Genomic DNA, 13,828 nt, shown 5'->3' with positions numbered 1-13,828 from the left:
ATCGCTACGTCCTCGGCGCTCTTGGCGCCTTTGCGTTGAGTTCTCGCCAGGGCACACTGCCGGTGTGTTCTCACAATACTACACTCCCCCAACGTCACCCTATAACCTTCACAAACTCAATCCACGCCGGTTGCTTGACGAAGCCCAACGTCTCGTTAATGCTCAACATTGCCCGATTGGTAGTAGCGTTGTAAGTACGTACTTCGCGGTAGCCGGCAGCCTTCGCAAACGCCAGTGCATGCACCTTCAACGCCAGTGCCAGTCCACGTCGCCGGTAACGCCGGCGGGTAGCGGTAATGCCTGTCATCAACACGTCAGGTTCGGCATACTTCCAGAGCTGGCTCGTCGCTACAATCTCATCACCATCGAGTGCCAGAAAGTACCCCTCTGGGTAGAGATGCGGATTACCCAATACCGACTGTTCCCACGTCGCAAAATCAACCGGTGTGAACGGTTCAGGTTGAGGCACATCAGTGCGCATCTCTGTCATTGCTTCATAGAGCCGCTGCCGAGCATCGGGCAAGCGGTGAAGCCACTCGCGCAAAGTACAGATAGTGAAGCCTTGTTCTCTGACTCGCGCCAATGCATCAACATACGGGGTTGGGTCAAACGTGCGCAAATCGAGCCGCGATTCCCACGTCCGCATCTCTTCACGAAAACCCCGATCGGCGAGAAATCGCACACTGCGAGTTTGATCTTCGCGGCAGTTCGCCCGTACTTCCGACGGCTGATACTGCACCGTAAGGTCGCGCATCAGTTTATCATAACAATAGCTACCAATTCCTTGCCCCTGCCATACCGGCAACACTGCCACATTGACGAAAAATTTGCGCGGGTGGTACATCCACGCGGGTTGAAAATACTCAGCCGCCGCTACAATCGTACCATCCACTTCGGCCAACCACCGTCTCTGAACGCAATGAGCAGGACGAGTTGTATCCCAATGCCGTATCTCGTCGACCGTTTCGTGATTATCGGGGAACACTGCGTTGGCGATCGCCACGAGTGCAGCATAATCGGAGTCATCGTGCTCAAACGGTCGCACCCGTACTATTTCAACAAACTTACTCATGATCGTCGCTCCTCTGGGAACAGATCTCGCTCAGTTGATCATATCTTCTCGCCACCTCTTTGCCATCAGACTAGAGATGCAATTGCCAGTTTCTGGCGAAGATGGCTATGAACGTAGAGAGACCCTAGAGGATAGTCAATGTCTCATTCACCATTGTGGTCTGGTCAGTGCGCTAATCCTACAAACACTATCATTATGTAAGGCTATGGTATGATAACGGTGAGACAATTTTCCGTAAACGTCACCCGTTACGGAACCAACGAAGAGAGACAATGGCTTATCGCATTAGGGCAAAGAGTGGCGTTCGTAGGTGAGCGACCTACGCCAACCCGTTCACTTTGCCCCACCATCTGCGAAGGAACCAACGCATGCCCATCCGTGCCCTCATCTTCGATTTCGACGGCCTGATGGTCGATACCGAAACCCCAGCTCTGCACAGTTGGCAAGAGATCTATGCCGAGTACGGCGTCACACTTAGCGTCTATGACTGGGCAACTACCCTTGGCGCCAATGCCGGCTTCGATGCCCACGCCCATCTGGTTGCTTTGGTGCAGGAACGTGATCCTCTTCTAGCCGAACAACTTATTGCCGAGCGTGACCTTATTTTAGCCCGTCGGCAAGCCCGTAAAGACGCTCTCAGCGCCGATCAACCACTCCTACCCGGTGTAGCCGGACTATTAGCCGAAGCACATACCGCCGGTCTGCCGTGCGCCGTTGCCAGTAGCAGTAGTCGGCGTTGGGTCGAAGGCTGGCTCCGCCGCCTCGACGTATACCACGCCTTTACCGCAATCGTAACGGCTGATGATGTCGCAGCGACCAAACCGGCACCCGATCTTTTCTTGACGGCAGCAACCCGGCTCGGCGTGCCACCCAGTGCCTGTCTCGTACTAGAAGATTCGCCCAACGGTATCCTTGCCGCCCGCGCAGCCGGCTGCCCCGTCGTAGCTGTACCCGGCGCAGTATCGCGGCAGATTCCCCTCCCGCCAGCCGACCTTATCCTACCCAGCCTTGCCCAGACCAGTCTTGCCGCGTTGTTAACAATATTTGGGTAAAGGTGACAACAAAAAGGGCAGGCGTTAAGCCTGCTCCTCTCGATTAGGCGATGTATCGTCAGAACTTACGGTAACGGCCCCGGCTGTGGCGGCCAACCACGAGCAATATAATCCCCCATGGTAATAAGGAAGAGGATCAATAGCCAGACAAACGCACCTGCTGCATAAATCTGTGTGATCCGGCTACTCACTTTCACATGCATAAAATAGATCACGATCAAGACCGTCTTGGCAATAGCAATCGACATCGCAATCGTGACGGCCAACCAACCCGGCATCGTGATCAGATTCTTCTCAACCCACCACGCTACGACAGTCAACACCATGAGCACCATCAGCGCTACAAAGACGCGATAGTAAGTACCGCGCGAAATATGGGCATGTCCAGCGCCGTGGTAATGCGTGTGCGAATGTGCATGATGCTCGGCCATCCCGACCTCCTAAACCAGATAGAAAAGTGGGAAGAGAAAAACCCAAATAATATCGATCAGGTGCCAATACAAACCACCGATCTCAACCGGTGTGTAGTAGGTTGGCGAGAACTTGTTACGCAAAGCCATAGCTGTAATGGTACCCATCACACCCAAGCCAATGAACATATGGATCGCGTGTAAGCCGGTTGCGCAGAAGTACAACAAGAAGAAAAGTTGGTGACCGGACTGCATCAGACCGGTTGCAGTCGCGCCATGGCCGCCACTCGACGCACCATGCTCGGCAGGAAACATGAACCCGCGACCCGGCACCAAACATTCATGGCTCTCGTGTAAGTCACTACCGGTAATCCAACTGATCGGATCTTTCGCGCCGGCGCAGTGAGCAAACTTCTCACTGTACTCATACCCCTTGATTACAAGGAAGGTTACGCCGAGCAACATCGTCAACACCAGCATTGTCAACAGTCGCCGCTTATTACCTTCCTCGGCAGCATTGACAGCCAGTGCCACCGTCAACGAACTGACTAGGAGAACGACTGTATTGACGGCAGCTAACGGAGTATTGAGCAGCGCTGCCGCCTCTTCCCATGCTTCAGGGAAAGCCCAACGGTAGACGATGTAGGCCATGAAGATACCACCGAAGAGCATTATTTCGGTGACGAGAAAGGCCCACATGCCTAACGTAGCAGCCTCTTTCTGCTGCTCCGGCGTCTCGAACTGATGTTGCAGTTCGGGGCCGTGGCTGTGTGTGTGTACATGCGCCTCTTCGTGTGTGATCGTTGCCAACGCTCTCTCCTCTGCGTCCAATTGCCAACGTAGCGAAATCGGTAACGGTGCGTTCACACCGTATGCACCATATTTGCTTACCAAACGCACAAACCGTTATGTACGAGCACGCTATACGGGGTGCAGCGCGCTAAGCCATTCTGCTCAGCAGTCCGCCTGCACTACAGCGGCGAACCAGGGCGCCACGACGCCGCATCACGCTCGGCAGCATCTGGTGGATACGAATAGGCTTCTTCGGTAACGATTGGCGTCTTATCGAAATTGAATGTAGGCGGTGGCGACGATGTCTTCCACTCCAAGCCGGTTGCTCCCCACGGATTATCCCCGGCAATCCGTCCCTTCCGCAACGATATGCCGAGATAAATCAGCGGTATGATAAAGCCAATCGCCAGAATACTCGCCCCTGCCGTACTCATCACGTGCAGGATCTGAAACTCCGGTGGGTACACGTGGTAGCGACGCGGCATCCCCAGATAACCGAGGATAAACTGCGGGAAGAAGGTCATGTTGAAGCCAACGAAGATGATCAACGCGGCAATACTACCCCACGTTTCATTATACATGCGACCGGTCATCTTCGGCCACCAGAAGTGGATACCACCCAAGTAGGCCATAATCGTCCCACCCACCATCACGTAGTGGAAGTGGGCCACCACGAAGTAGGTATCGGTCACGTGGAGATCAACCGCCGTTACACCGAGGAAAATTCCGGTTAGGCCACCGATCACGAATAAACCGATAAACCCGAGCGCGTAGAGCATCGGCGTTCGGTAGCTAATCGAACCCTTATAGAGGGTTGCTGTCCAGTTAAAGACCTTAATCGCTGACGGGATCGCCACCAGCATCGTGATGAAAGAGAAGATCAGTCCAGCGTACACCGACTGGCTGCTCACAAACATGTGGTGACCCCAGACAAGGAAGCCAAGGATCGCGATGGCAATGCTCGAGAAGGCAATGAATTCGTAACCGAAAATGCGCTTACGCGAGAAAGTGCTAATCAGCTCGCTGATAACACCCATCGCCGGCAAGATCATAATGTAGACCGCCGGGTGCGAATAGAACCAGAACAGGTGCTGGAAGAGTAATGGATCGCCACCGAGCGCCGGGTCAAAAACACCAACTCCCCACACCCGTTCGACCACAACCAGCAACAGTGCAATACCCAACACTGGCGTAGCCAGAATCTGAATGATACTGGTTGCGTAGTTGGCCCAAATAAAGAGCGGTAGACGGAACCACGTCAGACCGGGCGCGCGCATCTTATGGATGGTAACAATGAAATTCAAACCGGTCAGGATGGACGAAAAGCCCATAATGAACGCACCGGTGATCGTCATCACCACGTTGGAGTTAGAGTAGGTCGAGCTAAATGGCGTATAGAACGTCCAGCCGGTATCAACACCGCCAAAGACGGCCGCAATCAGGGCAAAGATGCCACCGATCATGTACAAGTACCAACTGAGTAAGTTGAGGCGCGGGAAGGCCAGATCGCGAGCGCCAATCATCAACGGCACCAAGAAGTTACCCAGCACTGCCGGAATCGACGGGATGAGGAAGAAGAAGACCATAATCACGCCGTGCAGCGTAAAGGCGCGATTATAGACATCCGACGACATCAGATCACCTTGCGGCGTAATCAACTCCACCCGCACTAATGTCGCCGCCAACCCGCCAAGGAGGAAAAAGAAGTTGATCGACAACAGGTACAGGATGGCGATCCGCTTGTGGTCAACCGTCAACAACCACGACTTCAACCAATCGGTGAAAGTCCGTGAGGTATCGCGGATGTAGCTGGTCTGTGGAAGTGAAACAGTGCTCATACTCAATTCCCCGTATTGGCGAGTGACTTAATATACTCGATCAGTTGGTTAAGCTGATCTTCACTAATCTGCCCTTGGTACGACGGCATCACAGCAGCATAGCCGGCAACGATCTTCGCATTCGGGTTGAGGATCGACTCACGCAAGTAGTTCTCATCAGCCACAACTGTCGAACCATCGGCCAATTTCTCGGTCGCGCCGTAGAGACCTTGCAAGCTCGGTCCCACACCACCACCGGCCATCACATGACATCCGGCGCAGCCAAGACTGGTGAAGAGTTGACCACCCGCCGCTGCCATCGGATTGCCAGGTGTTACCGCAACCACCGGTTGACCGGTATCAATCGTACCATCAGGCAGTACCACCGGGCCAGGTGTTGCCAGCCAACGCTCGTAATCGGCCAGTGGTAAAGCTACCACCCGTCCGATCATGAGCGAGTGCTCTGTGCCACAATACTCGGCGCAGAACAGATGGTATTCACCGGGCTTGGTCGCCTCAAACCACATAACTGTGTAGCGTCCGGGCAGAACATCTTGTTTCACACGGAATGCCGGGATGTAGAAGCTGTGAATGACATCTTGTGAGGTCATAATCAGCTTCACCGGCTGACCAACCGGAACGTGCAACTCATTGTTCTCACGCTTACCGTTCGGATGCTGTACATGCCACATCCACTGCTTGCCAATCACGTAGACATCGAGGGTGCGGTCTGGTAAGGTACGCATCTGCACGTATAAAAACGCACCCCAAAAGAAAACCAGCATCACCAGCGCCAGTGGGATCAAGGTCCAGGTCAATTCCAGTTTCAGATTCGAGTGGACCGGATTACTGCGATCGACTTTCTGACTGCGATGATAGCGAACAATCAGGTAGAGAATGACAAACGGCAGCACACCGGCAAACAGTAGACTCAGGGCCACCAGAAAGAAGTAGAGCTGGTCAACCTGTGTTGCAAAGGTTGACGCCTGATCGGGAAATAACGGAAAATCGCGCATACTTCGTCCTATCTGGGGGCGCAGCGGCCCCGACGCTACTACTGCTAGGCTGGCACCGACTCACGCGGCGGCGGTAGATTACCACCGGGAGTCGAGCGACTCAACGTTACGATCAGGATAATGATTCCAATCACAGTGAGCACACCGACAATACGGAGTATCGTCATGATCGCCGGTGTATATTTACCGGTGATCGGATTGTACTGATAACAGAGCAACAAGAACTGATCAAGTGGCGTACCAACCTTACCGGATGAAGCTTCTACTATGCCTAATCGCACATCAGATACGTTAAACTCAATCCCAAAAAAGTAGCGAGACGTCTTTCCTTCCGGTGTCAGTACGACAAACCCGGCCGCATGCGCATACTGGTCAATCGTCTCGTCGTAAACGTACTTAAAACCAATCGCATCGGCTACACGCCGGATCTGCTCTTCGCTCCCGGTCAGAAAATGCCAACCATCTTCCGCCCCGGCCCGTCCATAACGCTGCAAGGTTAGCGTCTTGACCCCGCTGGCCATCATTGGTGTCTCAAGCGGGTCGATACTAATATTGACCACCTGAAAATCTCGCCCGGCTGTTAACGATACCTGTTGCAACGCCGATAACACGCCTTCGCGTACAAACGAGCAGAGCATCGGGCATTCATAGTAGCTCATGACGAGGACAACCGGCAGCCCAGAGCGGAAAAACTGACCGAGCCGCACTTCATACCCTTGCTCGTCAATAAAGACGGCGTCAAGAGGTACTTGCTCACCCATACGTTGCTCAAACGCTACCCCATCAGCCGGATTTGATTTGCTTCCTTGCGCCAGTACAGTGACGGGTGCTAGGAACAACATACTCAGCCATCCGAGCAGCGCTAGCGAGATCCAGCGTCTCATAACACCAACTCACAATCTAGCCTAAAAGCGGGTTACTTTCCGGCACCGAGACCGTGCTCGAGCAAGAGTTCCATTGCCCGCTCGATAGGAATATGTGCCCGACCAGCTCGCTCATTCACCCAACCGTAACTTTCAAGCCGTTCCTTCGCTTCGGTGATAATCCGGTCACCATCAACTCGTGGATTCTGCTCGAGCCGGGGCGCCGGTGGTAACTGCAACTGCGTCACTTCGTCGTTCCTCAGGGTATTACTCGCATCGGTAATCGAGCCGGACGTCAGAGCCAGCACTAGACCCATCAGAACAAAGGCGAGCAGCAACGTACCAAACACGATGCCAAGACCCCAAATGACCGGTGTCGAGCGCGCATCGCTCACTTCATGATTGAGCGCCAGACTCTCGGCTGACGGGCCTTCACTATGGGCATGAGCGTGACTCATAATCACCTCTCTTCTAGCGGTGGCAGACAAAACAGTTAGTCAAACGGCCATCGGTTGGGATCTGGTATTCGATCACCAGTTGTTGCCGCTGAGCCAACGACAACGAATTCACGTCCCACTCCATATTGAAAACTTCTTCGCGAGGGCGAATAAAGTTTTCGGGAGCGCGGTGACAACCGAGACACCAGCCCATGTAGAGAGGCTGTGCTTTAGCCGCCAACTGCTGCTGATCGATCCGACCGTGGCACGAACTACAACCGATACCTTTGGCGATATGCACCGAATGGTTGAAATAGACGAAGTCGGGCAGATCGTAGATGCGGTTCCACACGACCGGCTCACCAGTCTGATAACTGGTACGCACGACTTCAAGCAACGGGCTAGTCGTCCACACTTGTGAGTGGCACGACATACACGTCTCGGTAGCCGGGAAACCGGCGTGAGCTGCCTTCTCAACCGTCGCATGACAATAGCGACAGTCGATCTTCAACTCACTGACGTGATGCTTGTGGCTAAACGGAACCGGCTGGGCTTTCGCAACACCAACATCAGTATACCATGGTGAGAGGTAAAAACCGACCATGGCGGCAATAACACCGATCACCAGCATCACAAGGCCAAAGAGGCTGGCCAGAAAGATTGCATTTGCATTACGCGGAAAGATTTGGGCAGACATACGTCGCGTCTCTCGCTCTCTAGCCTAGCGGCCGGCTTTGACTTGCTGTAGCTCAGCCTCACTTAACAAGGCGACATCGGCATTCTGGCTCAATTGCAACGCCCGCACATACGCGGCAATCGCCCAGCGATCCTCAGGTGGGATGCGCGCCGCATAGCTGTACATTTTGCCGATACCGTTCGTGATCACGTCAAAGAAATAACCGATCTGTACATTACGCAACCGGTCGTTATGAAAACTCGGTACGGTGATCGGACCGCGGTAGGCGATGACTCCTTGACCATCACCGACTAACCCATGGCACGGGGCACAGAAGGCGTTGTAACGCGATTGACCATGGGCAAACAACGCAGCATCGAGTTTTAGTTCGGGTGGCAACTGATCGGCCAACTGACCATCGATCCGCCCGGTCATGAGCGGTGAATCCGGGTTGTAGCTGTTGAGTGGTACGGTATTGGCCGGTGGTGGCTGCATAGCACGGCCATCAGGAAAAAAGTTACTTACCGCGTTCGGCTTATACTTAGGCTGATCGTACATATCAACGTGACAGGCGACCAGCAACAGGCAGAGCGGCAGCCACGCCAGCCGCACCACGCGGGTCACGATCGATTTGCGAACAGATTGCACCATACGCTTCTCGTTTCTAGCACTGGCCGGTCATCTGCCGACCGGCCTCTGCTGCTACCCTGCACTGTGACCACCATCGAGTGATTCTTCGGGGTTACGCACCCGCGCCAGATAGCTTGTGCGCGGCTTGAGATTCAATTCGTCGAATACGGTGTAGTTGTGCGGCTGCTGCTTGAGCTGTGCTACCCGACTATTGGGATCGTTGATGTTGCCGAATATGATAGCCTCGGTCGGGCAAACCTGCTGACAAGCGGTTACGACTTCACCATCACGGATGGGGCGGTTGCCCTCAACCTTCGCCTTGATCCGAGCTGCACTGATCCGCTGTACACAGTAGCTGCACTTCTCCATCACACCACGGTTGCGTACCGTCACTTGTGGGTTGCGCATGAGCTTGAGGCTCTCGGTGGTCAGGTCGCTGTACTGCAAGAAGTTGAACCGGCGAACCTTGAACGGACAGTTGTTCGAGCAGTACTTCGTACCGACACAGCGGTTGTACACCATATTGTTAATGCCCTCGGCATCGTGGACGGTAGCCGCCACCGGGCAGACCAACTCGCAGGGTGCCTGTTCACAGTGAGCACAGGTCATCGGCATTAAGTACGCTTCTGGGTTGTCGAGATCTTCACCGGCGTAATAGCGATCAATCCGGATCCAGTGCATCTCGCGCCCGCGAGCCACTTCGTTTTTACCGACAATCGGAATGTTGTTTTCAGCCTGGCAGGCAACTACACACGCATTGCAACCGATACACGCCGAGAGGTCGATGACCATCCCCCACTGATTGCCGGTGCTGTAGTCGAAACCGGGGAGCAGTGATTGATATTGCGGCTTCCGTTCCGGTGACCCGTACTTCTCAGCATAGACCTCTTTGGCGATATACTTCGGGTCTTCCTTGAAGCGGGCAAACTCGCCGGCGCGCACCACATCACGCCCTTCGAGTGTCCAGTGATCTTGGGTGCTGACCAGCAGATAACGCTCGTTCACAGCGGTTGCGCTCACACCGGCCACTAGCCACGGATTGGCGCTCTGGCGCAGGCGATAGACATTGAACCCAGCGCCTTCGGCCACTCGCCCGCCATGGGTACGGCCATAGCCCAGCGTCACCGTAATCGTATCGTCGGCGTGACCGGGGACAATCCAGATGGGCATGCGCAACGTCCCCGCCGGCGTCGTGATATCGATCATGCGACCGTTCTCACCGGTAAGGCGTTCGAGTGCCTGATCGCGTGCTCGACCGGGTGCAGCCAAACTGGCCGGGTCAAACGGTAGGTTGAGCAACCGGATGGCTGTGCGCGGACTCACCAATGCCGCGTTGTCCCACGTCAATTTTGTCATTGGACGCGGCAATTCCTGGAGCCAGCCGTTGTTGGCAAAACGCCCATCCCAGATCGCCGGATCGGGTCGGAACAACAATTCCAAGCTAGTCGTAGGTGGCGGTGCCTGTAACTGCACCCCGTCGACCAACGACACATCGACCGGCTCTAAGCGTGTTCCCTCGATCACACCAGTGCTTAATGCACGCTTGAAGAAATCATCAAAAGCAGCATCGTCAAGGCCGGTTTGCTGCTGCCAGTACGTGCGGACACTGTCGTAATCTGTCGTTCCGATGGCGCCGTTCAGGACAGCCAGCAATTCGTGAGCGGTACGTGAGCTATAGAGGGGGCGAATGAGCGGCTGAATAATGCTCACGGTACCATCGTATGCACGGGCATCTGACCACGACTCGAGGGGATGGGACAATGGGATAAACCACGTGGCCTGAGCTGCCGTCTCGTCTTCGTAAGGGTTCAGCACCACACTTTGCTTTGCCTGCTTCATCGCCTCGGCAAAGTTAAGATCAGCCGGTGCCGTAAAGACAGGGTTGCTATCAATAATAACCAACAGCTCAACACGACCGGCCCGTAACTCTTCAGTTAGGGTCACCAAATCCTGCGGATCGGCGGGTTGGGCAACCGGTTCGGTCAACTCAACCGTTGTCCCCACAGCACCGAGCTGCACATTGATCGCATGGGCAATGGCATGCACAACCGGCGGCTGTGCCTCGCCCACCACGACAACTGCCCGTGAGCCGGCACGACGTAGATCGGCAGCGACGGTCGCCACCCACTTCTGCTGAACCTCGTTCAGGCCGGTCGCCGGTGCTACCGCTGTCACCCCTAACTCATTGGCGATAGCAGCAGCCAACTGACCGACCAGACCGGCCCGGATCGCCAAGCGGTGATCGGCAATGGCACCGGTCGGTGAGAAGACCGGTTCGGCGACGTACAACCGACTCATCGTGGTTGTTTCGGCGCGCACTCGGCGGCGTTGCATCAGATCGCGCGCATAGCGTACCCGACCAGGGCCTTCGCTCACGAAATCGGCATCGAGCGCCAAAACAACCTCAGCCTCGGCGAAGTTATAACGTGGCTCATACGGAGCCCCGAACGCCAATGCTGCACCGGCGTAGGTATTGCTGCGACCTACCGGATCGTACTGAATCCAGCGTGCTGCCGGGAAGTTGGTCAATAGTTCGGCTATCTGGGCCCGTAAGGTGGGCGAGGTAATGGTTGGCGTCAACAACCGCAACCCTTGGCCCTGCAATGTCCGTTGCACCTGCAAGGTTTCGTTAATTGCAGTAACAAACGCCTCCCACGTACTCAGCAAACCGAACCGACGTACCGTTTCGGGTCGATCGGGATCGTAAAGTGCCAACAACTCAGCTTGTGCGAAGGCATCAGTCGCACCGAGGCTTGCCGGATGGGCCGGATTCCCCTCGATCTTCGTTGGGCGTCCTTCGTTACTCTTGACCGTAACCCCGAGAGCGAACCCATCAAGCATGACAGCAGTGGCGTAATAGTTCGGAATGCCCGGAATCTGATCGCGCGGTGCGCGGGCAAAGGGAGCCACCTTTTCTTGCGGCTGTTTGAACGCAACGGTACAGCCGGAGAGACCGGCCAGCGCTAGCGACGCTCCCATCAGCTTGAGAAAGGTTCGGCGCGATACCGGATCGGCCAGCTCGCTCGCGCCCTGCGGGAACTCGCGGGCAATCAACTCGCGAAAGGCCGGCGTATCGACCAACTGATCGAGCGAACGCCAGAACTGTTTGCCTCGCGCCTGTTGTAATTGGGCGCGCACGGCCTCGATTTCGGGCGCGGCAGGGTGAAGGTTGATCTCACTCATTGGCGTGGCCAGACTAGATATAGGGCGGATCCAATAACCCGCTCACAAACTTGTGATTTTAGGCACATTTTTCTGCGTCCGATTATACTCGATGACAACCGGGGCAATGCAGCCGATTCCATACTTTTTGCATCTAGGTTTGGTAGCGAGTAGGAATAGCCAACCTTGCTTTCTCCCATAACGGAATAGGTTTACGACTACACGTACACGCTTGTCATCGCGACAAACCGGCTGCCAGGATTGGCACAATCGAATTGATAAGCCGTTCTGGACGGTAGATACACCGGTACGGCAGCAAATATCTCCTCATCGAGCGCGTAGTGGTTTAGCTGCAATCCTAGCGAAACGGTATCGGCGCATTCTTTGTGCCGCTTGGTGCAATTATAGTAGCATACCTTGAGACAGACAAGCAACATGAACAAGCCCTGTGCAGGACCGGTAAGGGCTGCACAGGGCTGTTAGAAATGACTTATCGAGATTGTCAGGCAACTACCGATCTTCGATACGACTCATCAAGCAATTCGATAATATAGCGCACTTGGACCTCTTTGCCGCGCCGGCGCAGCTCACCGGCCAACTGCAACGCGCAGCCAGGATTGGCCGTCGCGATAATTTCGGCGCCGGTGGTGAGGGCATTATCAATTTTACGGGCGCCGAGACTCATCGCCATGTCAGGCTGGGTGATGTTATAAATCCCCGCGCTGCCGCAGCACAACGACGACTCGGGCATCTCTTTTAACTTCAGGCCGGGGATGGCGGTCAGCAGTGTGCGAGGTTGCGCGCTAATACGCTGGGCATGCACCAGGTGACACGGTTCTTGATAGGTGACGGTGAGATCGAGACGACCCAGGGCCGCGCGGTTGAAGTCAATCCCGGCAAGAAATTCATGCACATCTTTGACTTTGGCACTGAAGCGTTCAGCGCGCACACGCCACTCCGGATCATCGTGCAACAGATGGCCGTACTCTTTCATCGTACTGCCACAACCGGCGGCATTTACGATGATCGCATCTACCCCCAAACCTTCAAATGCGGCAATATTACGCCGTGCCAACTCACGTCCACCATCAAGATCGCCACCATGTGTATGCAGCGCCCCACAACAGCCTTGGTCTGGCGGGATGATCACCTCACAACCATTCTTGCGCAGGACGCGAATCGTCGCTTCGTGGACGTGCGCAAATGCCGTACTCATAATGCAGCCGGTAAGCAGTGCAACACTGTAGCGCCGTTCACCCTCCGCAGGCAAGATTTGCCCGTTCGGTACGATATAGTGGTCGCTGATCGGTGGTAACATCGCTTCTGTGTCGGCCAACCGCAATAGTTTGAGGATGCCACTCTTGCGGGCCGCCCACTGTACGCCACTCCGCTGGTACAGGCGCATCATCGTTGAGAAGAGACGAAACACTTCCATCCGCTTGAACAACACCCCAAACACAGCACTACGCAACGCGCGCTGCCAGAGTGGTCGCGATGGCAACTTCGGCTCCGGCGCACCCGGTACCGCTGCGGGTCCGGCTTTACCGGCACGGGCCTGCTCGATCTGCGCACGGCTCGCTTCAAGGATTGCACCGTACTGTACCCCTGAAGGACATACCGCCTCACAGGCTCGACAATTGAGACAGAGGCTCATCTGCTCTTGAAAAACCGGGCTGGCAAGGCTAATCCGCCCTTCGTCAACCGCTTTCATCAGGTAAATGCGTCCACGCGGCGACGCCATTTCCAAACCCGTCTCGCGGTAGGTCGGACACGACGAAAGGCACAACCCGCAGTGAACACAGGTGTTAATAATGTCAGAGCTTGGCTTATCTTTGACGCTAAAGCCGATCAGGGGAATAACCGGCTGCGCTGACGCTGGTGATGAGTGAGTCACGGTCACA

At 55.2% G+C, this 13,828-nt stretch carries 12 protein-coding genes; 1 reads left to right on the top strand and 11 read right to left on the bottom strand.

Features of this window, described 5'->3' with window-relative positions:
* Nucleotides 1-94: 94 nt before the first annotated feature.
* Complete coding sequence (locus ACP5OT_RS08620; RefSeq protein ID WP_424675735.1) at nt 95-1,072, bottom strand: N-acetyltransferase family protein; 978 nt, start codon at nt 1,070-1,072, stop codon at nt 95-97.
* A 368-nt stretch (nt 1,073-1,440) separates the two neighbouring features.
* On the opposite strand from ACP5OT_RS08620, the gene ACP5OT_RS08615 reads away from it, so the two are divergent.
* Nucleotides 1,441-2,124 carry an HAD family hydrolase gene (locus ACP5OT_RS08615; protein WP_428131923.1) on the top strand — a complete coding sequence of 228 codons (684 nt, stop codon included), beginning with the start codon at nt 1,441-1,443 and terminating at the stop codon, nt 2,122-2,124.
* A gap of 65 nt (nt 2,125-2,189) precedes the next feature.
* Here the strand turns inward: ACP5OT_RS08615 and ACP5OT_RS08610 are convergent, their stop codons facing one another.
* From ACP5OT_RS08610 to ACP5OT_RS08565, 10 genes are all read right to left on the bottom strand, one after another.
* Entirely contained in the window at nt 2,190-2,555 is a 366-nt protein-coding gene (locus ACP5OT_RS08610) for a cytochrome C oxidase subunit IV family protein (protein WP_424675733.1), read from the bottom strand.
* A gap of 9 nt (nt 2,556-2,564) precedes the next feature.
* Nucleotides 2,565-3,344: a cytochrome c oxidase subunit 3 gene (locus ACP5OT_RS08605; RefSeq protein ID WP_424675732.1), complete on the bottom strand. Its 780-nt coding sequence runs from the start codon at nt 3,342-3,344 to the stop codon at nt 2,565-2,567.
* 161 nt (nt 3,345-3,505) lie between these two features.
* Nucleotides 3,506-5,164: a cytochrome c oxidase subunit I gene (ctaD, locus tag ACP5OT_RS08600; RefSeq protein WP_424675731.1), complete on the bottom strand. Its 1,659-nt coding sequence runs from the start codon at nt 5,162-5,164 to the stop codon at nt 3,506-3,508.
* A gap of 2 nt (nt 5,165-5,166) precedes the next feature.
* A complete protein-coding gene (gene coxB / locus ACP5OT_RS08595; protein WP_424675730.1) occupies nt 5,167-6,159 on the bottom strand; it encodes a cytochrome c oxidase subunit II in 993 nt (330 codons plus the stop codon).
* A 44-nt stretch (nt 6,160-6,203) separates the two neighbouring features.
* Nucleotides 6,204-7,043 carry an SCO family protein gene (locus ACP5OT_RS08590; RefSeq protein ID WP_428131921.1) on the bottom strand — a complete coding sequence of 280 codons (840 nt, stop codon included), beginning with the start codon at nt 7,041-7,043 and terminating at the stop codon, nt 6,204-6,206.
* A 32-nt stretch (nt 7,044-7,075) separates the two neighbouring features.
* Nucleotides 7,076-7,480, bottom strand: coding sequence for a hypothetical protein (locus tag ACP5OT_RS08585; protein WP_424675728.1), 405 nt, complete (start codon nt 7,478-7,480; stop codon nt 7,076-7,078).
* Nucleotides 7,481-7,493: 13 nt separating this feature from the next.
* Nucleotides 7,494-8,156: a cytochrome c3 family protein gene (locus tag ACP5OT_RS08580; protein WP_424675727.1), complete on the bottom strand. Its 663-nt coding sequence runs from the start codon at nt 8,154-8,156 to the stop codon at nt 7,494-7,496.
* Nucleotides 8,157-8,180: 24 nt separating this feature from the next.
* Nucleotides 8,181-8,786, bottom strand: a complete 606-nt coding sequence (locus ACP5OT_RS08575) for a c-type cytochrome (protein WP_428131918.1) — start codon at nt 8,784-8,786, stop codon at nt 8,181-8,183.
* Between the two features lie 51 nt (nt 8,787-8,837).
* Nucleotides 8,838-11,948 (bottom strand): TAT-variant-translocated molybdopterin oxidoreductase, encoded by a 3,111-nt coding sequence (locus ACP5OT_RS08570; RefSeq protein ID WP_424675725.1) that lies wholly within the window; start codon nt 11,946-11,948, stop codon nt 8,838-8,840.
* 481 nt (nt 11,949-12,429) lie between these two features.
* A complete protein-coding gene (locus ACP5OT_RS08565; RefSeq protein ID WP_428131916.1) occupies nt 12,430-13,827 on the bottom strand; it encodes a (Fe-S)-binding protein in 1,398 nt (465 codons plus the stop codon).
* Nucleotide 13,828: the final 1 nt, after the last annotated feature.

The organism is Chloroflexus sp. (genome assembly GCF_049970315.1).
GTDB lineage: Bacteria > Chloroflexota > Chloroflexia > Chloroflexales > Chloroflexaceae > Chloroflexus.
This window is presented reverse-complemented; position numbering and strand designations above follow the sequence as displayed.